Below are 26,085 nucleotides of genomic sequence, written 5' to 3'. Positions count from 1 at the left end.
TTTAATAATCAAATTGAGATAGGGGGCCTTGTAGCGGGCTGCCTTAGCCGTCTTGTAAATAACAGGATGAAATACAAGATCATCCCCCGAATTAATCTTTCATCCCCATCAATTCCTTCAGTTCCTCTTCATTCTGTATTAAATCCTCTAATGTATATTCTTCCAGCACTTTAAAAAATTGAAATAACGCTTTATTCAAGACATGCTTCAAGGAGCATCCTGGTGAAATCACACAATGGTTGGTTCCTTTATCAAAGCATTCGAGTAAATTGAAATCACTCTCCAGCGAGCGGATCAATAATCCGATATTGATGTCAGCAGCAGGCTTAGCAAGACGAAATCCCCCATTTCTGCCTCTTACAGAGGTCAGTAATCCTCTTTTGGTTAAATCATGGACAACCTTTCTCAGATGCTCTGGTGAGATGGCATACACATCGGATACTTCTTTAATTGTCGAAAGTTCATCCCCTGACTTTAAACCTGCCAAAATCAAGACGCGCAAGGAGAAGTCTGTATATTTTTTTAAGTTCATGATATCTCTCCAATTGTTAATTGTTTCACATAATTGTAACATAAATTTGCTTTTGACACATTGAATTCACATTTTAACCGTATTAAAATAAAAGATGTATTCAAAATACATCTTTTAAATGATCAAGATAAAATGTACCTTGGTGCAATCGTCTGTAACCTCTCTGTTTCAAGGATTAAGGTGATTTATGAAGAGAAAACGGGAAGCAGCGGACGTGAATACCCCGATTGATTTAGCTAAAACTCTGTAAGAGGGAAGCAGCCCTCCATGGAGTGAATTTTCACTATTTAACAAAGGAGTGTTTTATAATGGCAACAACAACAGCGGGATTAGATCAAAAAACAATAGAAACAATAAAGGCAACGGTTCCTGTCTTGCAGGAGCACGGAGAAGCAATCACAGGACACTTTTATAAAATTATGTTAGAAAATCACCCGGAACTGAAAAATGTTTTTAATCAGACCAATCAGCGGAAGGGCGGACAGCCAAAAGCGTTGGCAAATACAGTATATGCAGCAGCGGCAAACATCGAGCATTTAGAGGATATCCTGCCGCATGTAAAACAGATAGCGCATAAACACACAAGCTTAAATATCAGACCAGAACAATACCCGATTGTAGGAAAATATTTATTAATTGCCATCAAGGATGTGCTTGGAGATGCTGCTACAGATGACATTATTAATGCATGGGAAAAAGCATATGGCGTGATTGCAGATGTGTTTATCAGCGTAGAAAAAGAAATGTATGAAGAAAAGCAAAATACGCCAGGAGGCTGGGTTGGATTTCGTGATTTTACAGTTGCTAAGAAAGTTCCGGAAAGTGAAGTCATTACCTCTTTTTATTTAAAGCCTGCAGATAACGGAAAGCTTCCACCTTATCAAGCTGGACAATATATTACTGTAAAAGCACAAATGGAAGGGGAAGCCTATGACCATTTACGTCAATATAGTTTATCCACTGCGCCGGGACAGGATTTCTTGCGAATCAGTGTGAAGCGGGAAGATGAGCATCATCCGGAAGGAATTGTATCTAATTATCTTCATAACCAAATAGAAGAAGGTGCTATTCTGGCAATTAGCGCGCCAGCTGGAGATTTTGTATTAAACGAAACAGAACAAAAACCACTAGTGTTAATCAGCGGAGGAGTTGGATTAACCCCATTAATGAGTATGCTGGAAACAGTGGTAGAAGAACAGCCGGAGAGAGAAGTTATCTTTATCCATGCGGCAAGATCTCGCGCCTATCATGCAATGAAGGATAAAATAGCCTCTATTGCAGAATCCAATAAACAAGTAACGCAATATACGGTTTATGCGGATAATACAGACGCAGGGGTATGTGATAAAGAAGGGCATATTGACTTGGATTGGCTAAAAACAGTTATTCCAACGGTGGACGCATCTTTTTATTTATGCGGTCCAAAAGGATTTATGGGTGCGATGCATGGTCATTTACGAGAAATGAATGTGGCAGATAATGATATTCACTTTGAATTATTTGCGCCAATGGATGAGATAGCGAATTAAACAATGGGAAGGCTGGTTGAAAAAACCAGCCTTTTCAACTTGATAATAAATTTTAGAGAACCTCCTCAATTGCCTTTGTTTAATCCTTTCCTTAACCAATAACATCTCCTCCAAATATAAAGGTCATTAAAGCACTGCTGACAAATCCAACAAGAAGGGCAACGATTATACGTTTTTTGAAATAAGGTTTATCTTCCGCTTTCCCGTCTATTTTGGTAAGAACAATGCCAATACCTAATGAAGCTGCTATCCCGGCGCTGATAAAATAGCTTACTGCATCCGGAAGCTGGAAATAACTTAAGAAAGTCGGAAAGACGAGCATTCCAACAAATAATATAAATAAAAACACAAGCACCCCTTTAAAGCTGATACGAGGTATTAATTTGGACTCTTCCATTATATTTTCCTCCCTGGGAGAGGAAACCTGCTGATTTCCTCTCTTGAATTTATTACGGAGAATCGTCCGTAAAGCTCCCGCTGAGTGACGTTTCGTCTTATGGAGCTGTATTATCTTCTTCCGTTTCTAAATCCACCATTTTTCGATCATAGACTTTAAAGAATGGGAAATAGATTGCTACGGATATCGCGATATTGACAAGAACCAGGAGGATAGCCCGCCAATCACCTCCCGTTGCCAGATAAGCGCCGATTGGAGCCGGCAGCGTCCAGGGGGCTCGTATAAATGTCGGCGATACCAGACCTATGGACGTTGCAAAATAAGAAATAATTGCAAGAACGATAGGTGTAATGATAAAAGGAATAATCAGTATCGGGTTTAAGACAATCGGCAGTCCGAAAATAACCGGTTCATTAATGTTGAAAAGGGCAGGTACACTCACTGTTCTGCCTAGATTTTTTAAATATTTTGATCGTGCAAATAAGATCATCACAATAACAAGACCAAGTGTGGCGCCTGAGCCGCCGACCCATATGAACCATTGGTATAAAGGCTCAGGGGCAACATGAGGCAGAACCTCTCCTGCGGCGGCGGCTTCTCCGTTATTTAACAAATATACTTCCCATACCGGACGTGCGACCGATCCGACAACCGAAACACCATGGATACCAAACGACCAGAAAAAGGTAATGAGAAAAACAGGGACTAATACACCAAATAAACTGTCTCCAGCTGTAACGAGCGGAGCGGCCAGCTTTTCAACAACTGTATGCAAATTCACTCCGATAACTACCGTAATAAGAGTCATTAATACGATAACGATGGCTACCGGAATAAGTGCTTCAAAGGATCTGTTGACAGATTTGGGGACGGCATCCGGTTAGATATGGGGTTTACCGGAAATGAAGAAGCAATGATGACATATAATCCTTATGAATTGAGCATCGAGATTAATATGAGTAATTCCAATAAATATTTGGAAAACCTGTTAAGCTATCAGCTTAATCTATCTAAATTGACAGGATGCCATAACTTTTACCCGCATCGCTATGCCGGGCTTTTCTATGAATTTTTATAGAATACAGCCAAAGATTTAAACAGCATGGTTTGAGAACAGCAGCTTTTGTCTCTTCCAATGCTGCTGCTTTTGGGCCTTGGCCAATTGTAGAGGGTCTGCCGACAGTTGAAATGCTTCGTGAATTGCCAATTGACGTGCAGGCAAAGCATTTATTTGCCACAAACGTTATTGATAATGTCATTATCAGTAATGCGTATGCATCTGAAGCGGAAATGGAGCGCCTCAGTGAGATAAACAAGGAGAAAATGATGTTTACTGTCGATACGGTTTCTGCTGCAAGTGATTTGGAAAAGGAAATTATCTTTCATGAGCCGCATTATTATCGGGGAGACGTTTCTGATTATATGATCCGTTCTACGCAGAGCAGAGTGAAAAATCGCGGGCTTTCCTTCCCGGCCCATCATACGCCGGATATAAAAAGAGGGGATATCATTATCGAAAGTGATTTATCAAAAAAGGAGAGAAAACTCCCTCTTCAAGCGCGTAGAGGTAAGGGGGAGATGAATCTCCCATGTACAAAAGATTGCTTTTGAGTGTCTCGACTGTCCAACATTGAATCGAACGAACGTTCCGGATCCATCCTTCTTCTGATATAATAGACAGGAGGAGGTAAGAAGCTATGAATGTAAAAAAAGCATTTTGTTTTCGTATCTATCCGAACAAAAAACAAATCACCTTCATCCATAAGACAATCGGCTGCTCCCGCTTTGTCCACAACTATTTTACAGGAAAACAAAAAGAAAAAGATCACTATTGGCATACGGTGAATGAAATGGTACAAAACGGACAGCTTCTTCAAAATAATTGGAAGGGCGAATTTTTCAATAAAAATAAGGCAATCAAAGCGGTTCCAGAATTGAAGAAAACGNGCCCTTCAAAAAGCCGTTGAAAACGTGAACGATTCCTATACACGTTATTACAAGAAACAGAACAAGGCTCCTCGTTTTAAATCAAAGAAGAACCCTATTCAATCGTATACAACCAAATATGTCAATGGAAATATTGCTGTATTGGATAAACATATCAAACTGCCCAAACTCGGGCTTGTCCGTTTTGCCAAAAGTCGGGAAGTGGAAGGGCGTATTATCAATGTAACAGTTAGGCGCAACACATCAGGAAAGTACTTTGTTTCGATTGTAGCGGAAACGGAAGTTGCATACGATGAAAAGACAGGTTCCTCTGTAGGCATCGATGTCGGATTAACCGATTTTGCAACTCTTTCCAATGGGACGGTGTATGAAAATCCAAGATTTTTCCAGACATTAGAAAAAAAGCTGGCAAAAGCGCAAGTGATTCTGTGCAGGAGACAGGTAGGCTCAGCAAATTGGCAGAAACAAAAACGAAAAGTAGCCCGGATTCATGAAAAGATTGCGAATAAAAGAAAAGATATGTTAGATAAAATCTCCACCGAGATAGTCAATAACCACGATATCATCGGGATAGAAGATTTGTCTGTGAAAAACATGTTAAAAAATCGAAATCTTGCAAAAGCAATTAACGATGTATCCTGGTCAGCGTTCCAAACGATGCTGGAATATAAAGCGGCCTGGTATGGAAAGCAGGTTGTTGTAGTTTCGAAAAGCTATCCATCCAGTCAGTTATGTTCTCATTGTGGACACCAAAACCAAGACGTTAAAGATCTTGCTTTGCGTGCATGGACGTGTGATATCTGTCAATGCCATCACCAAAGAGATAGGAATGCAAGCAGGAATCTTCGTAAAGAAGCATTGCGAATAACCGCAGGAACTTCGGGGCTAGCCTAATCCATAACTGACCAATGGGTCGGTGTTCTTAGGAATCTCCCACTTCAATCAATCGTTAAGGTTGCTAAGTGGGGGTAGTTCAAATCAACAGTATGCCGGAGAATTGCAGATTGCTTTAAAAGATATGGTCAATTCCGGTAAATCCAACGTAGTTGCAAGAATTAGAGAGGAAGAGATTTTCTTAATTGATTATTTAAAGCCATGGGAAAAGTTTGCATTTACGGCAAGAGCATAAGCGAAGAATGAAGGATATCTTATCAGATGTTTAGGTAAACAGTGTGACGGAGGCTGTGGCGCTTTTTCTGTTGTGTAGCATGAAAACTTTCGTAAAGGGGAGATGACATGAGTAAATTGGTTGCAGGGTTAATGTCCGGGACCTCCTTAGATGGTCTGGATGCGTCACTTGTAAAAATAGATGGTTATGGCACCGATACAGAAATCGATATTATAAAAAGCATTTCATGGCCCTATGATGGTGCTTTAAAACAAGAATTATTGGATGCTATGGACGTTGATAAATCAAATGTTGAAAAGCTGTGCAGCTTAAATGTGAAATTAAGCTATTCCTTTGCAGAGGCAGTTAAAAGGGTTTGCAGAGAGGCTGGGGTCAATTTAGAAGATGTTGATTTAATCGGCTCTCATGGGCAGACGGTCTATCATATTCCTGAAGCAGATGGCTCCAAGGTGCGGTCCACCTTACAAATAGGAGATTCCTCGGTGATTGCTTATGAAACCAAAACAATGGTTGTTTCCAATTTTCGAATGATGGATATTGCTGCTGGAGGGGAAGGTGCTCCCTTAATTCCGTATATTGACTGGTTATTATATAGAGATCAGCATAAGGGAAGAATTTTACAAAACATTGGCGGCATTGGAAACTGTACGGTTATGGAAAAGGATTCATCTTTAGAAACGATTTATGCATTTGATACAGGCCCGGGGAATATGATTATTGATGCCCTGTGCAGAAAATTGTTTCAGGTGGGCTATGATGCAGAAGGTGCAATTGCGAAAAAAGGAACGGTTCATCAAGCTATCGCAGCAGAATGGATGGAACATGATTTCTTTGCTCTTCAGCCGCCTAAATCAACAGGAAGAGAACAGTTTGGAGAAACGTTTACCTCTCGAGTTATCAAGAACCATAAAGATTTGCCATACGAGGATTTAGTAGCGACTGCCACCTATTTCACGGCATATTCTATTGCGGATGCTTATCAGAAATTTGTGTTTCCCAAAACAGATATTACAGACATTATTATCAGCGGAGGGGGAGGAAATAATAAGACATTAATCACAATGCTCCAGAGTTTATTGCCTTCTAAAAATGTGTACACAGCGGAACAGATAGGGATAACTGCAGATGAGAAGGAAGCAGTCGGATTTGCTGTTCTGGCGAATGAGACCATTCATCAGCAAAAAACGAATGTACCTAACGCGACAGGTGCCAGAGAGCCGGTTATATTGGGGCAGATAACGCTTCCTCCTTATGGAGTTAATCCAAATTTCCTTCTATAATAAATCTATACGATGCACAAGTCGAAAAATTAACAATGAAAGGTTTTATAAAATGAGAAATAATGATGGATTAATCCGAATTAGAGAAGCATTGAATATCATCAAACCAGCTGAAAGAAATGCCGCAAATTATATATTAGAGCAACCTGAAGAAGCAGTCCGGCTGTCGGCTGTCAATCAAAGAACTCTCTGAAAGAAGCGGATCCAGCGAAGCAGCTATTATACGCCTATGTAAGAACATAGGCGTATCCGGATTTCAAGATTTAAAGCTGCGAGTTGCTGGGAATTTGCAAACTAGTGAGCTGAGCAACTATCACAATACAGAAATTTCCTCAGGGGAAAAGGTAAGCTCCATTATGGATATCATTTCACAGAAAAACATACAATCTATTGAGCAGACATTGAAGATACTTGATTTATTCAGTGTGGAGAGAGCCATTGAAGCATTAAATAAGGCAAATCGAATTGATTTCTATGGAGCGGCTGCTTCACAGGTTATTGCACAGGACGCACAGCAGAAATTTTTAAGAATTAACAAATATTGTACCGCATTTGAAGATGCGTACTTACAGTTGACCTCCTCCGTTACATTAACAGAAAAGGATGTGGCAGTCGGGATTTCTTATTCAGGAGAAACAAAGCATGTCAATTCATCGATTGAAAATGCGAAAAAAAATAATGCAATGGTGATAACGATTACAAGGTACGGAAAGAATACTCTGTCTGAGATGGCTGATATTCCTTTATATGTATCCTCTGTTGAGTCAGAACTGGTTAGAAGTGCAGCAACTGCATCACGGATGGCACAGCTTAATATCATTGATATTTTGTTTACCGGCGTTGCTTCAAGAAGTTATGTCCACCTTATATTATCTTAATAAGACACGAGAAGTGTTGCAAAAGGAATTTCGGAATCCACATAAAGGGTGATGATAAATGTATATCTTGGGAATCGATGGCGGTGGAACGAAAACGAAAGCGTTATTGTTTCATAAAACAGAGGGGCATGTATGGGAAACGGAAGCAGAGGCTGCAAATCCCCACAGTACCAGCTATACTCATTCTGCTAAAGTCATCAGCCAAATCATAAGCGAGGCTTATGAACACAATCATTTTTCGGATAATACAGAGGTATCGTTAGGTTTGGGTATAGCAGGCTTAGGCAGAGAAGCGGACCGGAAAAAATGGGTCGAATACTTTCAAAAAACAACACCGCCTAGCTTCCCCATTAATGAAATCGTTGTGGAGCATGATGGAACCATTGCTCTTTATTCAGAAACATTCGGCGCAGATGGTATTGTGTCTATCTGCGGAACAGGAGCAATAACGCTTGGGGTGCATCAATCAAGGACTGCCCGGGTTGGCGGCTGGGGTCACGTGATTGGAGGAGACCCGGGCAGCGGCTATGATTTAGGCTCGCAAGCCTTGATAGCTGTATTCAATGAATTAGACGGGCTGGGACAAAAAACTGCGCTGACAGACCTTATTTTGGATGGAGAAGAAATCGTTTGTATAGAAGAATTGATTCCTATAATCTATCAACATTTTGAAAAACAGCGTGTGGCTGCATTCGCAAGCTATGTCTTTCAAGCGGCTGAAATGAAAGATGAAATCGCAATAACAATTATTCAAGAAACAGCTAAACAAATAGCGAATCGAGGTCAGGTGTTGTTTGAAAGGCTGTTTCAAACAACGGGCGAGGCTGTTTCATTTGTACTGGCAGGAGGCATTTTTCAAAATGATTTCATTGTCGAAAAGGTGAAAGCGGAACTAGCTGCAATTCCCTCATTAAATGTTTTGAAATCACAAAATTCCCCAGTGATTGGAAGTATAGCTCTTGTTCTAAAGCAGCAGGGCTATTTGCCGGAACAAATCAAACGAATGCTGTCAGATACAGGGAGAAGAGGTGCCATAAATGAAGGCTTATGAACGGTATTTAGAGGAATTAGTTACAAAGGATGAGATTCCTGCAGCTGTTTATCTTGTCAGGCATCATCAACAACAAAAAACGTTACGAAGTGCAGGCTCCTTTTTGAATAATGAAGGAAAGAGAATCCCTGTTACTACAGAGACTTACTTTGACCTGGCTTCTTTAACAAAAATTATGTGTACACTGCCGAGCATTCTATTTTTACATGAGCGAAATGAGCTGCATATAGACGATGCAGTAAATAAATATATACCCGCGTTTCCGCAAAAGCAGATCAGCATTCGCCATTTTTTACAGCATACCTCAGGTGTTTCAGCAGATTTATCTGTTAAAAACCGGTATCAGCAAAGAGACGTATGGAAGGAAATTTTAAACTGTACAGCAGTTCACCCGCCAGAGACTCAGGTTTTATATAGTGATATTGGCATGATTGTTTTAGGAAAAGTTGTCGAAGCAATAACAAACCAGCGGCTGGATATTTTTGCGGATAAGGAGCTGTATCAACCTTGGGGGATGAAAGACACAGGCTTTCTTCCTGACAAAATAGAAAAAAATAAGATTGCTGCGACAGAAAAAGTTTCCGGAAAATACGTTCATGGTGAGGTACATGATGAAAAAGCCTATCATTTGGGTGGCGTTGGCGGTTCAGCAGGTTTATTTTCTAATATTTCGGATGTAGCGACCTATGCTGCTTATTGGCTGTATCCAGAAAAGCAGTCGATATTAAGACCGGAGACAATGGCGTTAATCAAAGAAAATGTAATTCAAAATCGAGGTTTAGGCTTTGAAGTATTATATGATAAAACGCTTGGAACAACTTGTGGATCAGCCTGGTCCATCGGCTCGTTTGGACATACTGGATTTACAGGCACAAGTTTATGGATTGACCCAAAAGAAGAAATCGTTACGGTCCTGCTTACCAATATGGTGCACTATGGACGACAGCATCGATTGTCTGAAATCAGAAAAAAGTTTCACACGATGGTTTATGAAACGTTGCTTACCTAGTAAAAATTAACATTTGGAAAGGGAGTTAATATATGCTGACGGAGAAGAGAAATAAACATTCCTATCATTTACATGAACAATCTACCTATGACATCTTACAATTGATGAACGAACAAGATAAGAAGGTGCCTGAAGTTGTTGAGAACGTGCTGCCTCAAATAGAGAGGGCTGTAGAGCTAATGGTTGCAGCGATAGAAAAAGGGAATAAAGTCATTTATTTAGGGGCAGGAACAAGCGGGAGGTTAGGTGTTCTGGATGCTTCCGAATGTCCTCCGACTTTTGGCGTTTCCCCTGACGTCATTCAAGGTATTATTGCTGGAGGAGATGGCGCACTGCGTGTAGCTGTAGAAGGGGCAGAGGATGATGAACAGCTTGGCGGAAAAGATGTAGAGGAGGCTGCAGAACAAGGAGATGTCATTGTCGGTATTGCATCCAGCGGCGGAACACCCTATGTATTAGGTGCTGTGTATAAAGCCAAATCATTAGGGCTTTCAACGATTGGCATTTCTTGCAACGAGGATACAAAACTATCGCAGGATGCGGATATAGCTATCGAACTCCCCGTTGGTCCGGAGGTTGTCACAGGTTCTACAAGGCTAAAGGCGGGAACGGCTCAAAAACTTGTTTTAAATATGCTGTCCACAGCAACAATGGTGCGGACTGGAAAAGTCTATGAAAATTTGATGGTTAATTTGCAGGCAAAGAATCATAAACTGCGCAAGAGGGCAGTCTCTATTATCAAAGAGTTGACGCAGGCAGATGATAAGGAAGCTGCGCAAGTTTATGATAAAGCAGGTGGTAATACAAAAGCAGCTATTTTAATGCAGATGTTTGGCGTTGAGTTGGAAACAGCGCAGGAAAAACTGGACAAGTACAAGGGGAATTTTGTCAAAGCCATAGGAGAATTGAATAGTGTATAATATGTCCGAAAAAACCTTGAACCTGCAGATACATATGGTTATCTGCAGGCTTGAAATTCCAGATTCATACTCATATTCTCTGAAAATAGTTCCCTCAGCCGAAGTGCATCTACTTTATTCTCTCTGCATAGTCAGCTCTATCGGTTCATTATCATCCATCGTGGCTTGATATAATGTAATATTTCCATTCTGCCGCTCTGGTGTATCTTCATTAACCTGAAAATTTTCATCCAAAGAGACAGTCCAGGCAGCCTCGTTGTTTTTTTCTAAAACGATAGCAAGCGTTCCGAACTGATGGATATCGTCCCATTCAAAATGTTCGGATTCGCCATCAGCTGTGATAGAAATCCCTTCTGTATCACTGACCAGCTGTACGTTTTCCCCCTGCCAAGTACCGTGAAGCTCAGCACCTACATAATAGTAGCTCGTTCCGCCTCCGCGATCTCCATAGGTAGCGATAAATTGCTGCGTGTTGTTATCAACAGTTTGATACGTAACTGCCGCCGCATCATTAGCCAGCCATTCTACTTTAAAGTCTCCTTTTACTGGAGACCGCAGTCTTTCTTCCGGCCGACCAATAATACCGAAATAAGGCCGATAATAAACGACCTCAGTCGTCTGCAGATTTTCTTTAATAGATAAAACATTTTTCCGGTCGGGAGACAGACTTGTTACGCTTTTAATCAGGTTATTACTATTGAAGAGCATGATAAGCTGTACCACGATGAGAAGAAGTACAATACCTGAACCAATGATTTTCAACCTTCTTGTCGTGGAAATAAAAAGAAAAACCCCAGACGTGAGAAAACCCATACAGGCGATATTGATAATGTAAAAAAGCCTGTGATCAAGATAATCAATTAAACGGCTGGACCGGATAAAGAGGTAGCCCATCTGCAAACAGAAAAAGCCAATTGCAAGAAGTAATAAAATAGCACCAATGATTTTTTGCCACTTTCTATCTTTATTCTGACGCTGTTTCATCAGGATCCACCTCCTCTAAAAAGTCCCATGTTTCTCCATTGTCTTCAGATACAAATTTTCCTTTTACGAAACCGCCGGCATAATCGCCATTAGGGCCCTGGTTCACTAAAACAGTCAATTGGTCTTCTTCCTGTACGGGGGTTTCGGCGATAACAAAGACATGATTGTATTCCTCAGGAATATGAAATGCAGCTTCTTCCCAGTTATTTCCGCCATTTTGTGTCACATAAAGCATTGGTTCTGCGGGATCAATGGTTCCAAATGATAAAAAACCTGTTGATTCATCTACAAATCCGCCGTCTGCAATCATTCTTGATACTCCTGAATTATTGGTCTCCTCCCAAGTTTCTCCGCCGTCATGGGTTAGGAAGACGGTAGAAAATTCCTGAGACATCGTGCGATCACCCGAAACGATGACATAACCAAATTGATCATTTACAAAATCAACTTTTCTAAAACGCATTGCTGGAAAAGCATCGGTTATTTCAAACGTTTCCCATGTCGTTCCCTGATCTAAAGAATAAGTGAGAAAAATGCTTCGCAGACGTTGATTTGATGATTCTGCATGTAAGAAGGCAGCCCGGTCTTCCGTCAGTATATAGCTGTGCTCCATCAATTGTTGCTTGTTTCCTTGATATTCTCCGGAAAATAGCTGTTCTTTCTCGACTGGTACGTTCACCCAATCTTCCCCCTGATTATAGGTGAGACGCAGCTCATCGTTTTGCAAGGAATAACTAATGGAAGCTTCATAATCAACTGGGCGCAGGGCGTCAGCTGCTGGTCCTCCAGGTGCTGAAACAGTGGTATCGTCTATTTCAGAAAATCCTGGTGGAGAGGTTATAAAAAAATCAGATTTTTGGTAAACGAAAATACTGATGATAGTTAATAAGGCAATCATTAAAGCAGATATACCAAGTACAAAAGATTTCACGAAGAAGACTCCCTTTGGACGATTTATTTTTAAATGAAACATTCATTCTAAATTAGAACACAAAAAAGTATAACATAGTTAAAAAGATGAAATATATGTGTAACGAAAAAACTTCTTTTATTTTTTAACGGCTCTTCACCAAAATCTATGGGTGACATAGTAGATATAAATTTGCTGTAAGCGACCGCTACGGAAATACACTACGCTTTCCATGGGCCCCGAGCTCATCTCCTTTAAAGAAGACTTGCTGATTGGCAAGCCGTCAGGCGCAGACAGAAGCAAAGTCGCACTTATGCCCCGCGGGTAGAAAAAAAGAAGTTCGCTTTTTTTCTGCGGGGTCTTCACACTGGGACTGGGACTGCGATTACTCGCCCCATCGAAGACCATTGCGCTTTCCCATAGGAGTCTACGTGTATTTCCTCCGCTAGCTAGTTGCTTTTATCACATTTAATTATATTTTCCAACCATAGATTTTGGTGTTGATCCTTTTTAACAAAACTATTTTTCTTTCTGGAGTAGGTTATTTGTTAAAATAATAGCATGAAAAATATCGTGTAAGAGAGGGAAGGATTTCCGATTACACATACAGCAGTAAATGGAGGAGGAGCGGCATGCTATTACCTAAAAGTAACCAAGAACTGGATTTGCATGTAAGCAGGGTCGAATTAAAAGTAACTTCAATTTATAAGTTGCTCTATCAGTTAAATGATTTGATTCTCGGACTCGTCTTTTTGACTGGCAGCTTTCTGTTTTCAGTGACAATACAATGTTTGCCGGGACCGTTTTGTTTGTGATCGGAAGCATTCAGATGCTGGTACGTCCAATCATTTCGATTATCCATGATTTTCATCTGTCTAAGGTGAAACAAAAGCAGAAGCGGGATAAAAACATTTGACTGATGATATAGCAGCTAAACATGATTTTAACTGCTATATCATTTCTGTTCTTTAAAACCACTTTTTTAATTTGAAATAAATGATTAACCCCATGCTGATAAGCAGCATAACAACAAGCACTGCAACGTACCCATAATCCCATTGCAGCTCCGGCATATGCGAGAAATTCATGCCGTAAATACCGGTAATTAACGTGAGCGGCAAAAATATAACTGAAACGAGAGTTAATATCTTCATTACATTATTTAAACGGTATGAGCTTAACGAATCATAATTATCGCGGATATCACTGGTCATTTCCTGTGCAGATTTAATGATGTTCATTTGTTTAATAATATGGTCTTCAATATGATGAAGGTAGAGCTGCTGTTTCTTGGTTTTGGTGAAGGCTGTTTCATCTTTTAAATGCTGTATCAATTCCTGCATCGGCAGAATAACACGCTTTAATTTAATCATCACCGCCCGGATTTGAAAGACGTCCTCCATCAGCTTATTATCGGCTGTATCATTGACATGCCGATCTTCAAAGGAAAATACTTCATCTTCTACGTGGTACACGTATTCAAAATAGCTGTCCACAATAAAATCTAAAATAACAAAAGCGACATCTGCCGGAGTAAGAGGCTGGGACGGATAGCGTTTTTGAATTTCCTCTCCGATAGTGCCCAGCTTGTTTAGATCATCCTGATGATAGGTTACAAGAATATGATCTTTCATAAACAGGTTTACCGCCCGTGCGCGATAATCATCTGCATTAACAAGATGACAAACTAAAAAGTGGTATTCTGGGTATTCTTTCAGCTTGGGCCGTGACACTGTTTTAATCGTATCCTCAATGGCCAGCGGGTCAAAATGAAATTGGGTGGTAAGCAATTCACTTTCCTCTGTACTGGCTTGTACAAAATCATACCAAATAAAAAGGGCATCACTGGGAACCGTTGCATCACTTTCTGCCTGCTTCCATTCTTTTGAAGCTGTTTGGTAATGTATTGAGATGGGCATAATGAAACTCCTTTTTTGCACTTTTTAAAAGTATATAATAAAAGATAATTATATGGAAAGCGGGTAAAGTATTAATTTTAAAGCTGTGTGCCAAGGTTACGGTTATATTACCATCGATGAATTTAAGTAGACAGGAAGGCGGTAAGGGTTTATTGATAGTAGATTGATAACCAATTTTCAACTATCTAGGAAACTGCTATAATAATGAGAGCGTTTTCGAGATTTGATTAAAACGGAAGGGAGCATTATCATGTTTGAATTATTAATTACGTTAGTAGAAAGAGTTGGAATTATTGTAACAATAGCCTTTGTGCTGACAAGGTTTCGCTTCTTCCGGAAAATGTTTTATCAGGATCAGCTGAATCGTCAGCAGCATCTTACAGCTATTCTTTTTTTCGCCTTTTTTGGGATTATCGGTACATATACAGGGCTGAATGTAAATACGGACAGCCTGCAATTTAACCGTTGGGCAACGGACTTGATGTCAGAAGAAGCGATTGCAAACGCAAGGGTTATTGGCATCGTTATCGCTGGGTTACTCGGAGGGCCTAAGGTTGGTATTGGAGCCGGGGTGATTGCCGGAGTTCATCGCTTTACGCTGGGAGGGTTTACAGCAATAGCCTGTGGTGTTGCCACAATGATTGCAGGAATTATTGCAAGTCTGTTCTATAAGAAAAATAAACGGATTAAACTGCAAACCGCTTTTTTTGTGGGGGCGATTGCTGAGGCAGTACAAATGCTGGTTATTCTGGCTTTAGCCCGGCCGATAGAGCAGGCTTGGGCTCTAGTTAATTTAATTGGGCTGCCAATGATTTTAGCTAACGGCATCGGCTCAGTGCTTGTTCTGCTGGTTATTAAAAGTGTATTGAAGGAAGAAGAGAAAGCAGGTGCTGTACAGGCTCAAAAAACGTTGAGAATTGCAGATCAGACACTGACGCATTTACGTAAGGGCTTGCAAATAGAAGCAGCAGAGGCAGTTTGCCGTATTATTCATAAAGAGTTAAACACAAGCGCTGTATCCATCACAAATAAGACAGCTATCCTTGCACATGTCGGACTTGGACACGACCACCATCAGCAGGAAAACCCAATTCAGACAAAAATTACTGCAGAAACCATAGCAAGCGGGAAAATCAAAATGGCAACAGCGGAATCGATTCATTGTACAAACCCAGATTGTCCGCTGGAAGCTGTTATGATTGCTCCTCTTAAAGAACAGGGTGAAATTATAGGTACACTAAAATTTTATTTTCAGTCAGAAAATGACTTGACCAACGTTAATATGGAATTGATTACAGGGTTAAGCTCCATGATCAGTCATCAGCTGGAAATTGGTCAGGCAGAACGTGTATATCAGCTGGCCAAAGAAGCAGAAATAAAAGCGCTTCAGGCTCAGATTCATCCGCATTTTCTATTTAATACATTAAATACAATTGTATCACTTATCCGTCTTCATCCGGGGAAAGCTCGGAAAATGCTGATTTCCCTGTCTCATTTTATTAGGCAGAATCTATCCGCTACCACACAAAAAATAACGACTTTAGACCAGGAATTAAAACAGGTCCAGGCTTATCTGTCCTTGAATGAAGAAAGATTTAAAGATAAGTTAACGGTGAATTATCAAATTGATGAGAAGGCGCTATCGGAAGTGATTCCGCCTTTAACCCTGCAGCCAATCGTTGAGAATGCAATCATGCATGGGTTTAAAGATAAAGAAAGCGATTGTGTCTTAGAGGTTACGATGAAAAAACACCCAGACAGTGTTTATATCGGGATTAAGGATAATGGCATGGGGATGAGTGAAGAAGCAGCAAATCAAATACGTCAAGCACCGATAGATTCGACATCAGGAAATGGCTTAGCGCTTTACAATGTAAATCGGCGGCTGCGTATTCTGTTTGGCGAGGAAGCGTTACTTCAAGTAAGAACCAACGAGGAAGGGACCAATATTTATTTTGTCCTGTCGCATAAGGAGGAAGAGAAGCAATGGATCAGTTAATGCAAGTGCTTATCGTTGATGATGAACCATATAACCGGGAAGAATTAAAGCATTTACTAAGTGAATTCACGCAAATACAATCTGTTCAAGAAGCAGAATCAGGTGAGGAAGCTATCATGAAGACTATGCAGCATCAACCGGATGTTATTTTCTTAGATGTTGAAATGCCAAAAGTGAGCGGAATGGAAGTAGCGAAGGCGATACAAGAACTGAAAAAGCCGCCGCTGGTCGTTTTTGCTACAGCATATCCGCAGTTTGCTGCAGAGGCTTTTCGCTATGATGCTGTAGATTATTTATTGAAGCCTTATGATGAAGAACTGTTGAAAGAAACAATCGGGCGGCTGGAGAAAAAACGTGGTGTGAAAGAGCAGACAAATCAAGGGAAGGAACGTGGAAAGCTGGCGATAGAAGTGGAAGGAGATATTCACTATATAGATCTGAAAGATATTTTATATATGTCACGAATAGAAAAACGGACAAAATTAATCACAAAGCAGGGAGAATTTGATACCAAAATGCCGCTGAAAGAACTGGAAAATCGCTTGTTAGCGTATGGCTTTTTCAGAATTCATAAAAGCTTCTTAGTTAATCTGGAGCATATTCAACGATTAACTCCATGGTTTAATGGCGCTTATCATTTGCAATTAGAAGGAAGTAAAGACACGCTTTCCGTCAGCAGAAATTATATAAAAGCATTACGTGCTAAATTAGAAATCTGATGCTTTCTTTCCATGCATCTTAATTTCTTGAAAGAACATCATAACGCTTAAAAATAACCTTTTGTTCCTGATTTCCCCTTCTCCTGCTTTGTATATTTTATACTTATTGAAAACGTATTCATTGATGGTGGAAGAGGGGGAGAAAGTTTGTATACATTTCTAGCAGGAATTGTTTTATTAATTATCGGTTATTTTACGTATGGGAAATTTATTGAGAAGCTTTTCGGAGTCAAAGAAAGCCGGCCGACACCTGCCTATGTGAACGGTGACGGCATGGATTATATTCCGATGAGTACACCTAAAAATTCGCTGATTCAGCTTTTGAATATTGCTGGTACCGGGCCGGTTTTTGGTCCGATTATGGGAGCGTTATATGGACCGGCAGCATTTATCTGGATAGCAGTGGGATGCATTTTTGCAGGGGCCGTCCACGATTATTTAACAGGGATGATTTCTATCCGCAATCGGGGAGCGCATCTGCCGGAGCTTGCGAGCAAGTTTTTAGGAAAGGTTATGAAGCATGTCGTTAACGGCTTTGCAGTCCTTTTACTATTGCTGGTTGGTACGGTATTTGTTTCTACACCAGCAAGTCTGCTTCATTTGTTGGCGGACGGGCGTGTCGCCCTAGGTATCTTTATTGCATTTATTTTTGCTTACTATATTTTGGCTACGATGCTTCCAGTCGATAAAATTATCGGCAGACTGTACCCTTATTTTGGAGCATTGCTTTTATTGAGTGCAATTGGTGTTGGGATTGGTTTAGTAGTAACGGGAGCACCAATTCCAGAGCTTTCTTTCCAAAATTTTCATCCTGAAGGGGCAGCTATCTTTCCATTATTGTTTTTTACTATTTCATGTGGTGCTTTATCAGGTTTTCATGCTACACAAACACCGATTATATCGCGGACAACCAGAAAAGAAAAAGAAGGACGTAAAATTTTCTATGGCATGATGATTGCAGAAGGGATTATTGCAATGATATGGGCTGCAGCTGCCATGAGCATGTTTAACGGCTATAATGGATTGAATGACATTTTAGCGGCTGGCGGACCAGGAGCCATTGTAAGTGAAGCTTCCACTACGCTTCTGGGAGCAATTGGCGGAACACTAGCCGTGCTGGGTGTTATCATACTTCCAATTACTTCTGGAGATACAGCATTTCGCAGTGCGCGAATGATTATTGCAGACTACTTAAAAATTGGACAGAAAAAGTTCTCCAGCCGTTTGTGGATTGCCTTGCCATTATTTGCAGTATCGATGATTTTAACGCAAATTGATTTTGAATTATTGTGGCGCTATTTTAACTGGGCAAACCAGTCAACGGCAGTAATTGCTCTATTTGTTGGTTCGATGTATCTCTATATTGCAGGAAAAAATTATTTCGTCGCATTGATTCCGGGAACATTTATGCTGATTATGGTTATTACCTATATTTTGTCACAGCCAATCGGTTTTAATTTACCTATGAATATATCATGGGGAGGCGGCTTTATTGGAGCAGCGCTGCTAGTAGTTCTATTTTTTAAAGCAGCTGCAAAGGCACGTGCTAATAATATTCCGCTTGAAGTGGATGTCTCTGATTGGAAGCAAGCTTCTTAATTATAAAAAACAAGATGACTGGAAGCGGTTATCTTGTTCTTTTTTTATAAATTTTACAAATTCATTTCATTTTATTTAATTATTTGTGAATATTAACCATAATTATGAGGATATCCCTTAAAAATTAAAAGAATGCTTCTACTTCCCATTGAAATTATGTTACATTTAAACTAGGTAAAAAATTTCATGAAGAGGAGAGAGGATTTTGGATTTAGGGCAAAAACTTAAATTTTTACGAAATAAGCAGAATTCTACCCAGCATGAGATTGTTGAAGGTATTTGTTCTGTATCCTATTACAGCAAGATTGAAAACGGTAATGTCGTTCCTAATGAAGAGATTCTACAATTGCTTGCTGAACGGTTTGGAATCGCCCCTGAAGAATTAGTACAAATAGAAGAAGTGGTGAATGATCAGGTTGTTCAAGAAGCAGAGAATATCTATAATTTGATTAAAGAAGACCAAGCTGCAGCCAAAGAAGCTTATCAATCATTTTTGGAAGACTTCGAAAATTCATCAGATCCTGGTATCAGACTGCTGATCAGCTTAATAGAGTTGCGATTTGCTTTAAGATTTTCAACAATAGAGGAAATTGAAGAAAAATTTCAAGAGGCAGAATCTTTACAAGATTATAGTAATTTGAAGACGATGCCTTTATTTAATAGAGTTTGTGGCTTATACTATTATGAAACAGGTGATTACGATGCTGCATTAGAGTTATACCTGGGGCTGGCAAACTCTTTAAATTATCCGTATAAAGCAGATATTCACTATGAACTTTCTTTGGTTTACAACCGGAAAGGTAACATATATAAATCGATTAAGCACTTGGAAAAAGCTTTAAATGAGTATTTACAGGAAATGAACTATGATAAATGTACAGTTTGTTATTTTTTGCTGGGTATTAACTACTTTAAGATGGGCAATTATGACGAAGCGATTGATTATTATGATCGTATAGAGAAGGTTATAGAGGATGATAAAAATTTACTTCGGAAGGTCTATCATAATCTGGGACTGGCCTTTGAAAAAAAGAAGGATATTGAAAAAGCAATTGACTATTATCAAAAAAGTTTCTCCGTCTCTGTAGAAGAACAACATAGTATGAAAACAATATATGCCTTAGCAAAATTGTACTTGAGCATGGAGAATAAAGAAAAAGCGATGCAGTATATTACGGAAGGACAAGAAGTGGCAGAAAAAAAGGGATTGGAAGAGTATATCATTAAGTTTCATGTACTTCATTTACAGTTGAATGAAGAGAATATTAAAGAATACTTAGAAACCATTGCCATACCGTTTTTGGAAAAGAAAAATGATAAAGAGTTTCTAATACATTATAATGTATTGCTATCTAACTACTATTCTCAAAATAAGCAATATAAACAGGCTTATTTTAAGATAAAAAATGTTTTGGATATGAAAGGAGGGATTTGATGAAGAAATTATTAATTGCTGCATTAGCCGTATTCGCATTTTTCAGTGTAACGATGTCTGTAAGCGCTGCAGACGAAATCGAGTACCCAGATTCAACGCATAGCCTTGATCCGAAAGATTTTTAAGAGAGTATGTGAAGGATGAAAAGCTGTCTTGTACCATTAGATTGGTGGAAGATGGCTTTTTTTGCAGAGCAGATGAATTTGGATACTTTTTTAGGGAATAGATACATATCGTAAGGAAGCGTTGGAAGTTAGAGAGCGGTTTATCGAAAAAGAGATTGTTTTTATTTATATTTCATGGTAAATTAATAATATTTCCATTACAAATCGTAATGATTACGTTTTGGTGAATTATTTTATGGGGGCGTTTAAAATGGAAAGCTACATAGAAGCAAAACTTTTGAATAAGGTGATCAGCCGATTTCTCTCAAACGAGGAGCAGTTATTATATGAAAAAGTAATAAATATAGAAAATATGATTTCTGAAAAAGCACTAACACCCGAACATTTTATAGATTTAATCCGAGCTGAATCTCCTCATAAGCATGTAGCTGAAGCGTTCAATTTATCCTTACATGAACTTTTGGAAGTGTTAAAAGAAATAGAAATAAAGATAGAGAAAAGAACGAAAATGATAAAAGCAGAAGCACGTTGGCTTGATTGTACAAATGTTGTTTCGACTGCCTTTGAAAAAGATGAACATAGAAAATATTTTTATACAGAAGGATTGTAATGAAAGGTAATAGAGAAAAACAACTATTCGGAAGCGGATATGGGAATCAAATAGGGAGGAATCTTAAGAAAAAATTTTAACTTTTTCAACCGTAATGATTACGCTTTTGGGAAGGAGAGGAACAGGTATGTATAAATGGATAGTGATTGGTGGAGGAATCCAAGGAAGCTGTGTTGCTTCCCGGCTGCTTGAAGAGAAAAAAGCAGAGGTAAAAGATGTACTGATTATTGATCCACATAAACAGCCATTGGAAAGATGGCGCACAATCACAGAGAAGATTGAAATGAAATATTTACGCTCTCCTTTAGTACATCATTTGCATACGGATCCATACAGTTTAAAAAAATACTCTTCTGAAAACAATTATGCCTCGGGTTTGAAAGGACAGTATCAGCGACCGCGTTTGGATATGTTTAATCAGCACAGTATGGATTTGTTAGAAGAAACAGGCGTCATGGAATGTTGGCTGCAGGGAGTGGTAAACGGACTGTCATGGACGGAACAGGGATGGGAGGTTTGGGTGGAAGACGGACGTTGTTTCTTTAGTGAGAGAGTGGTGCTTGCTATGGGAGTGAATCATACCCCTCATTATCCCTCATGGATTGACTCGTATAAGGATCATAAAGCAATAAATCATGTGTTTGAAATGGATAGCAGCCTTCCGGAAACGGGGGATGTGATTGTAGTTGGCGGCGGGATGACAGCAGCACATCTTGCCTATGCACTTACACAAAAAGAATCTATTCATTCTGTCACCATGGTGAAGCGGCATCCGTTACGTGTTCACCATTTTGATAGTGATCCAGGATGGCTCGGGCCTAAGTATTTGAATAAGTATCATAAATTGACCAGCTATAAGGAACGAAGGCTGGTTATACAAGAAGCAAGGAATCGAGGTTCCATCACCAGAGATTTATATTTGAAATTATTGAAGCAAAAGAGAGCAGGAAGGCTGGATATTCATACAGGCTGTATTCAAAAGATTAGAGAAGACACGGATGGAAGTATGCAGCTGTTTATGGAAAATGAAGCAAAGCTGGAAGGAACCGCTATTTTACTGGCAACCGGTCCAGCCATTGCAATGCCGGGAAAGGAATGGTTAGATCCGGTAATTGAGCAGATGCAGCTGCCCTGCGCCCCATGTGGTTTTCCGATTGTTCCTAGATCGCTGGAATGGAAGAATGGTTTGTTTGTGGCAGGAGCGTTAGCTGAGTTGGAGATAGGTCCGGTTTCCAGAAATATTGCAGGAGCAAGGAAGGCTGCGGAACGGATTTTGCAGTTTGCTTAAGGAAATAGAATAGGGAGTTAGAACCGCCTCATTGCCTGTGGATTATTGTGTGAGGCGGTTTTTTTGGTTGGATGACGAGATGAAATTAGCTTTATTTTTATCATGTACCTAATGATAGCTAAAGATTCGCTTGAAAAATAATATACTTATTATTTACGCTTTTTCTTGCGATTAAATACAATTGTAGCTCCAATAATAGAAAAAATAAGCAAACCAATAAACCAGATAATCGTAATCCATACATTATTATGAAGGGGTGTTCCAGTGAGTAAACTGCGTAATGATTCTATAAATGGTGTCATTGGCTGATTCTCTGCAAAAGTATGGAGCCATTTAGGCATGGTTTCTGTTGGCACAAAAGCACTGCTTAAATAGGGGAGGAAAAGCATTGGAAATGTTATCGCATTAGCAGTCTCTACACTTTTTACAATAAGGCCAAACAGTACAAATAACCAACTAGCAGCGAACATAAATAATGCTAAAATACCGACAACTCCAAGCCATTCTAATAATCCAGCAGTTGGTCGGAATCCAATAATAACTGCTACGAGAATAGTAATGGCTGTAGCGAGCCCATTTCTAGCCATTCCTCCAATAACATGACCTGCTAATAAAGCGGAGGGAAGGATAGGCATCGTACGAAAGCGTTCAAATAAACCTCCAGTCATATCATCAGCAACTTCTACAGCAACAAGCGAACTCCCAAAAGCGACACATGTTACAATAACGCCTGGAACAACGTAATTTATATAAGATGTTCCTGTGTCTATTGCACCACCAAAAATATAAACAAACATAAGCATAAGCGCAATGGGGAGACCAATACTCATCATCAGTGATTCTATATTTCGGAAAATATGTTTTAATGTACGCTGTGTCATTGTCCAACTATCCAGAATAATCCAAGTCCATTTTGATTCATTCATAAAATTATCAGCTCCTTTCCTGTTATTCATACTTTTTGTTTTTTGTTATCTGCATAAATACATCATCTAAGGTTGGTTTACGAATACTTATCGAGGCAGGTTCAATTCCATTTTCATGAAGGAGTTGTAATTGTTCGCGCAAATTGTTTACGGATGATAACGGAACAAGAATAGTAAGATTCTTTTCATCTGCTTTTCCAGCCAAAAGCTGCTTGGCAATGGACCAATTTTCTTTTTGATTAGCAAGGTTAATTTCTAGTTTTTCCTCACCCACTAATTTTTTCAATGCTTCTGCTGGACCTTGTTCTACAATTTTTCCCTCATGTAAAATAGCAATTTTATCAGCGAGTTGATCAGCTTCTTCCAAATACTGCGTTGTAAGAAAAATCGTAACACCTTTATTGGAAAGTTCTTGGATAAGCTTCCACATGTTGTTTCGGCTTCTTGGGTCTAGTCCAGTTGTAGGTTCATCGAGAAAAATCACCTCTGGAGAAGCAAGCAGACTGATTGCGATATCGAGGCGTCGTCTCATTCCTCCTGAATATGTTTTTACAGATTTATTTGCTGCATTTACTAAATCAAACTGATGTAAAAGCTCGACGGTTCGTTTTTTTACTGTTTGTCTGTCTAAATGATTCAAGCGTCCCATCATCATAAGATTTTCTTTTCCAGTCAGTAATTCATCTACAGCAGCGTATTGTCCAGTTAAACTGATTCGTTTTTTTACGTTATCGGTATCTTTGCGTGTATCATATCCTCCAATCAGGACAGAGCCGCTAGTAGCGGAAATGAGTGTAGAAAGTATATGAACAGTAGTTGTTTTGCCGGCCCCATTTTCCCCCAATAAAGAAAAAACACTCCCTCGCTCTACTTCGAAGCTTATTCCTTTTAAAACAGAATGATTTCCGTATACTTTTTCTAAATCCTTCACTGAAATAACAGTTTCCAAACTAGAACCTCCTTTTTGTTGATTGACTAATTCAATCAATCAATAATTTATAATAAACTCCTCCTTTTGTCAAATCTTTTTTGGAGGAGTTTTGTTTTTAATTTTAGGGTTTGGAAGTCAGGGGAGAGGTTATCGTGTAGTAATCATTCTGAGCAAAATTTCTACTTTGCGCTCCATGTCCTCTTGCCAAAATGTAATATCATCAGCAATGACACCTGATAAAGTTGTAAGGAAAATCCCGACAAGTTCTTCGGAATCTTCTTGGATAATTTCTCCGTATTCTTGTCCTTCTTTTATAAGAGGTATAAGGAAATTGATATACATTGTCCCAAGACTATCCACATAATTTTTAACTTCTTGCGGAGTTTCTTCTTTATTATCCAAATTTTGTATAATTCGAAACACGTAACTAGAAGTGGAGTCTGTGGAGGAAAATGCATATAGAACAAATTTTTTAATTTTTTCAGATGGAGACAGGTCATCTTCTTTTAATTTTTCTAAAAAATTAGTTGATGTATTGACAGCAGTTGCCCATTTTAAGCTTTCATACAGAACTTCTTCTTTTGAAGAGAAATAATGATATATTAATCCATGGCTTACCTTTGCAGCTTTTGCTATCGTGCTTATTTTTGTCAGCTTAATGCCATTGTCTGCAAAAACTTGAAGTGCTGCACTCATAATCTGTTCTTTTCTTTCATGACGAATCTGTTCTAATTGATTTTCGTTTAAAGGTGCCATCAGCAGTGACCTCCATCTTCTTTTATTAAAGTAATTATTATAATTTAGCCAAAACCGGGTAAAGATAATCGCTCTTAAACATACGAACTTCAGAATCTACAAATACGCACTTATATAAATACAAACAGCGTACTCCAGATGCCCTATATAAACAAGGCTTCCAAACCAGAAAAGTGCTAACCTTCCTAATAACTTATATTCGTTTAGGTTAGCGCATAAACAAATAAAAATAAGGTGAAAAGTCCTTTAAATTAAAATGTTTAAGATAATCATACTTTATCATAAATTACTTGATGAAAAAAATTCATTAACTTTTTTCATCAAGTAATTTAAAAATAATCCCCTTATTAAATTTTAATAAATTATGAAAGAAAAGCTAAATTAATGTTTAAATTTTGTTTAAAAATAGAAATTGTCTCTTCTTTTCATTCGCAGAATTGCTATGATTGTTTATAAAGGAATAATTATGTTTAATTTAAGAAACAAACTTGAAAAGAAGAAGCAGCCATAAGGAAATGCATTAGATTATGAGGTGGAATAAATGGCACATATCCTATATATCGAAGACGAACAAGAAATCGGGCAATGGGGAACAGAGGACTTAACAGGAAGAGATCATCAAGTAACTTGGCTAACATCTGGGAATGAATTAGAAAAATATATAAATGATATAGATCTTGCCATTTTAGATATTATGTTGCCGGGACTTGATGGTTTCTCTATTGGTAAACGAATAAAAAAAGCAAACCCAGACACACCAATTGTGATGTTATCTGCGCGTTCAGCTGTGGAGGATAAGATTGAAGGTTTAAGCTTTGCAGATGATTATGTCACAAAGCCATTTCATCCAGATGAATTAGCTGCGCGAGTCGAAGCATTACTCCGCCGTTTCCAAAAGAAAGAGGACACGATTGAAATCGGACATCTGCAAATCGATACGAAATCATTGGTTATTACCAATAAGCATACAGCAGAAGAGATTTTGTTGACAGGAAAGCAATATCAACTGTTTCAATATTTCATTCGTCACCTGAATCAAATTTTGACGAAGGAGCAGCTTTATGAAGGCGTATGGGGAGAGCGTTTTATGGAAGGAGATAAAACGCTGATGGTGCATATTCGCTATTTGCGTGAAAAAATTGAAGCAAATCCGGCGAAACCAACAATTATTGAGACAATTCGCGGGATTGGATATCGGGTGAAAAAATGAAG

The 26,085-nt window shown here is 39.0% G+C and carries 24 protein-coding genes and 6 pseudogenes; 21 read left to right on the top strand and 9 right to left on the bottom strand.

The features are described 5' to 3' along the window. Positions 1-91 precede the first annotated feature (91 nt). Positions 92-532, bottom strand: a complete 441-nt coding sequence (locus ACFO3P_RS09240) for an RrF2 family transcriptional regulator (protein ID WP_193062659.1) — start codon at positions 530-532, stop codon at positions 92-94. Positions 533-840: 308 nt separating this feature from the next. Between ACFO3P_RS09240 and hmpA the strand changes: the two genes are divergently transcribed. After that, positions 841-2,061, top strand: a complete 1,221-nt coding sequence (hmpA, locus tag ACFO3P_RS09235; protein WP_193062661.1) for an NO-inducible flavohemoprotein — start codon at positions 841-843, stop codon at positions 2,059-2,061. A 91-nt stretch (positions 2,062-2,152) separates the two neighbouring features. Here hmpA and ACFO3P_RS09230 read toward each other — a convergent pair whose 3' ends face one another. Both ACFO3P_RS09230 and ACFO3P_RS09225 read right to left on the bottom strand, forming a co-directional pair. Continuing rightward, positions 2,153-2,458, bottom strand: a complete 306-nt coding sequence (locus tag ACFO3P_RS09230; protein WP_289584713.1) for a hypothetical protein — start codon at positions 2,456-2,458, stop codon at positions 2,153-2,155. A 97-nt stretch (positions 2,459-2,555) separates the two neighbouring features. Further along, positions 2,556-3,338: pseudogene (locus ACFO3P_RS09225) on the bottom strand (PTS sugar transporter subunit IIC); the annotation flags it as partial. A gap of 6 nt (positions 3,339-3,344) precedes the next feature. Between ACFO3P_RS09225 and ACFO3P_RS09220 the strand changes: the two are divergent. The 11 genes and pseudogenes from ACFO3P_RS09220 to murQ form a co-directional block, all read left to right on the top strand. After that, positions 3,345-3,703, top strand: a pseudogene (locus ACFO3P_RS09220) (MupG family TIM beta-alpha barrel fold protein); the annotation flags it as partial. Positions 3,704-3,748: 45 nt separating this feature from the next. Further along, on the top strand, positions 3,749-4,069 hold the full coding sequence (locus ACFO3P_RS09215; RefSeq protein ID WP_379542367.1) for a phospho-sugar glycosidase domain-containing protein: 321 nt from the start codon (positions 3,749-3,751) through the stop codon (positions 4,067-4,069). 86 nt (positions 4,070-4,155) lie between these two features. Continuing rightward, positions 4,156-5,299: pseudogene (gene tnpB / locus ACFO3P_RS09210) on the top strand (IS200/IS605 family element RNA-guided endonuclease TnpB). 88 nt (positions 5,300-5,387) lie between these two features. Beyond that, positions 5,388-5,534, top strand: a pseudogene (locus tag ACFO3P_RS09205) (phospho-sugar glycosidase domain-containing protein); the annotation flags it as partial. 107 nt (positions 5,535-5,641) lie between these two features. Then, entirely contained in the window at positions 5,642-6,814 is a 1,173-nt protein-coding gene (gene anmK, locus ACFO3P_RS09200) for an anhydro-N-acetylmuramic acid kinase AnmK (RefSeq protein ID WP_289584715.1), read from the top strand. 52 nt (positions 6,815-6,866) lie between these two features. After that, positions 6,867-7,007 carry a hypothetical protein gene (locus ACFO3P_RS09195; RefSeq protein WP_289584716.1) on the top strand — a complete coding sequence of 47 codons (141 nt, stop codon included), beginning with the start codon at positions 6,867-6,869 and terminating at the stop codon, positions 7,005-7,007. Then, positions 6,985-7,050 (top strand): annotated as a pseudogene (locus ACFO3P_RS09190) (hypothetical protein); the annotation flags it as partial. The gene ACFO3P_RS09195 and the pseudogene ACFO3P_RS09190, both read left to right, overlap by 23 nt. Before the next feature lie 120 nt (positions 7,051-7,170). After that, on the top strand, positions 7,171-7,692 hold the full coding sequence (locus ACFO3P_RS09185) for a MurR/RpiR family transcriptional regulator (RefSeq protein ID WP_289584717.1): 522 nt from the start codon (positions 7,171-7,173) through the stop codon (positions 7,690-7,692). A 58-nt stretch (positions 7,693-7,750) separates the two neighbouring features. Next, complete coding sequence (locus tag ACFO3P_RS09180) at positions 7,751-8,743, top strand: N-acetylglucosamine kinase (protein ID WP_289584718.1); 993 nt, start codon at positions 7,751-7,753, stop codon at positions 8,741-8,743. Continuing rightward, positions 8,730-9,752: a serine hydrolase domain-containing protein gene (locus ACFO3P_RS09175; RefSeq protein ID WP_289584719.1), complete on the top strand. Its 1,023-nt coding sequence runs from the start codon at positions 8,730-8,732 to the stop codon at positions 9,750-9,752. The genes ACFO3P_RS09180 and ACFO3P_RS09175 overlap by 14 nt, the downstream gene beginning before the upstream one ends. Positions 9,753-9,784: 32 nt before the next feature. After that, a complete protein-coding gene (murQ, locus tag ACFO3P_RS09170; RefSeq protein ID WP_289584720.1) occupies positions 9,785-10,672 on the top strand; it encodes an N-acetylmuramic acid 6-phosphate etherase in 888 nt (295 codons plus the stop codon). A gap of 114 nt (positions 10,673-10,786) precedes the next feature. Here the strand turns inward: murQ and ACFO3P_RS09165 are convergent, their stop codons facing one another. Both ACFO3P_RS09165 and ACFO3P_RS09160 read right to left on the bottom strand, forming a co-directional pair. Further along, positions 10,787-11,656, bottom strand: coding sequence for a hypothetical protein (locus ACFO3P_RS09165; protein ID WP_193062676.1), 870 nt, complete (start codon positions 11,654-11,656; stop codon positions 10,787-10,789). Then, a complete protein-coding gene (locus tag ACFO3P_RS09160; RefSeq protein WP_193062678.1) occupies positions 11,637-12,587 on the bottom strand; it encodes a WD40/YVTN/BNR-like repeat-containing protein in 951 nt (316 codons plus the stop codon). The genes ACFO3P_RS09165 and ACFO3P_RS09160 overlap by 20 nt, the downstream gene beginning before the upstream one ends. A 611-nt stretch (positions 12,588-13,198) precedes the next feature. Here ACFO3P_RS09160 and ACFO3P_RS09155 point away from each other — a divergent pair. Continuing rightward, positions 13,199-13,482 (top strand): annotated as a pseudogene (locus tag ACFO3P_RS09155) (YrhK family protein). 52 nt (positions 13,483-13,534) lie between these two features. On the opposite strand, the gene corA reads toward ACFO3P_RS09155, so the two are convergent. Next, on the bottom strand, positions 13,535-14,485 hold the full coding sequence (corA, locus tag ACFO3P_RS09150) for a magnesium/cobalt transporter CorA (RefSeq protein ID WP_289584721.1): 951 nt from the start codon (positions 14,483-14,485) through the stop codon (positions 13,535-13,537). Positions 14,486-14,735: 250 nt separating this feature from the next. Between corA and ACFO3P_RS09145 the strand changes: the two genes are divergently transcribed. From ACFO3P_RS09145 to ACFO3P_RS09115, 7 genes are all read left to right on the top strand, one after another. Next, on the top strand, positions 14,736-16,484 hold the full coding sequence (locus ACFO3P_RS09145; RefSeq protein ID WP_289584722.1) for a sensor histidine kinase: 1,749 nt from the start codon (positions 14,736-14,738) through the stop codon (positions 16,482-16,484). Continuing rightward, on the top strand, positions 16,472-17,203 hold the full coding sequence (locus ACFO3P_RS09140; protein WP_193062686.1) for a LytR/AlgR family response regulator transcription factor: 732 nt from the start codon (positions 16,472-16,474) through the stop codon (positions 17,201-17,203). The genes ACFO3P_RS09145 and ACFO3P_RS09140 overlap by 13 nt, the downstream gene beginning before the upstream one ends. 147 nt (positions 17,204-17,350) lie before the next feature. After that, entirely contained in the window at positions 17,351-18,802 is a 1,452-nt protein-coding gene (locus tag ACFO3P_RS09135; protein WP_193062688.1) for a carbon starvation CstA family protein, read from the top strand. 205 nt (positions 18,803-19,007) lie between these two features. Continuing rightward, positions 19,008-20,237: a helix-turn-helix domain-containing protein gene (locus ACFO3P_RS09130; protein ID WP_193062690.1), complete on the top strand. Its 1,230-nt coding sequence runs from the start codon at positions 19,008-19,010 to the stop codon at positions 20,235-20,237. Continuing rightward, complete coding sequence (locus ACFO3P_RS09125; protein ID WP_256705596.1) at positions 20,237-20,362, top strand: hypothetical protein; 126 nt, start codon at positions 20,237-20,239, stop codon at positions 20,360-20,362. The genes ACFO3P_RS09130 and ACFO3P_RS09125 overlap by 1 nt, the downstream gene beginning before the upstream one ends. A gap of 250 nt (positions 20,363-20,612) precedes the next feature. Continuing rightward, positions 20,613-20,972 carry a hypothetical protein gene (locus ACFO3P_RS09120; RefSeq protein WP_379542362.1) on the top strand — a complete coding sequence of 120 codons (360 nt, stop codon included), beginning with the start codon at positions 20,613-20,615 and terminating at the stop codon, positions 20,970-20,972. 127 nt (positions 20,973-21,099) lie between these two features. After that, complete coding sequence (locus tag ACFO3P_RS09115; protein ID WP_289584724.1) at positions 21,100-22,260, top strand: FAD/NAD(P)-binding protein; 1,161 nt, start codon at positions 21,100-21,102, stop codon at positions 22,258-22,260. A 149-nt stretch (positions 22,261-22,409) separates the two neighbouring features. Here the strand turns inward: ACFO3P_RS09115 and ACFO3P_RS09110 are convergent, their stop codons facing one another. The 3 genes from ACFO3P_RS09110 to ACFO3P_RS09100 all read right to left on the bottom strand — a co-directional run bounded on the left by ACFO3P_RS09110 (position 22,410) and on the right by ACFO3P_RS09100 (position 24,873). Then, positions 22,410-23,186 (bottom strand): ABC transporter permease, encoded by a 777-nt coding sequence (locus ACFO3P_RS09110; RefSeq protein WP_193062696.1) that lies wholly within the window; start codon positions 23,184-23,186, stop codon positions 22,410-22,412. 22 nt (positions 23,187-23,208) lie between these two features. Continuing rightward, positions 23,209-24,135 carry an ATP-binding cassette domain-containing protein gene (locus tag ACFO3P_RS09105; protein WP_193062698.1) on the bottom strand — a complete coding sequence of 309 codons (927 nt, stop codon included), beginning with the start codon at positions 24,133-24,135 and terminating at the stop codon, positions 23,209-23,211. Between the two features lie 129 nt (positions 24,136-24,264). After that, positions 24,265-24,873 carry a TetR/AcrR family transcriptional regulator gene (locus tag ACFO3P_RS09100; protein WP_193062700.1) on the bottom strand — a complete coding sequence of 203 codons (609 nt, stop codon included), beginning with the start codon at positions 24,871-24,873 and terminating at the stop codon, positions 24,265-24,267. A gap of 541 nt (positions 24,874-25,414) precedes the next feature. On the opposite strand from ACFO3P_RS09100, the gene ACFO3P_RS09095 reads away from it, so the two are divergent. Next, on the top strand, positions 25,415-26,083 hold the full coding sequence (locus ACFO3P_RS09095; protein WP_193062702.1) for a response regulator transcription factor: 669 nt from the start codon (positions 25,415-25,417) through the stop codon (positions 26,081-26,083). The last annotated feature ends 2 nt before the right edge of the window (positions 26,084-26,085 follow it).

The sequence above is a fragment of the Oceanobacillus aidingensis genome (assembly GCF_042654105.1).
Taxonomy (GTDB): domain Bacteria; phylum Bacillota; class Bacilli; order Bacillales; family Amphibacillaceae; genus Oceanobacillus; species Oceanobacillus oncorhynchi.
The sequence above is the reverse complement of the archived record's forward strand: the minus strand, read 5'-3'. Positions and strand labels throughout refer to the sequence as shown.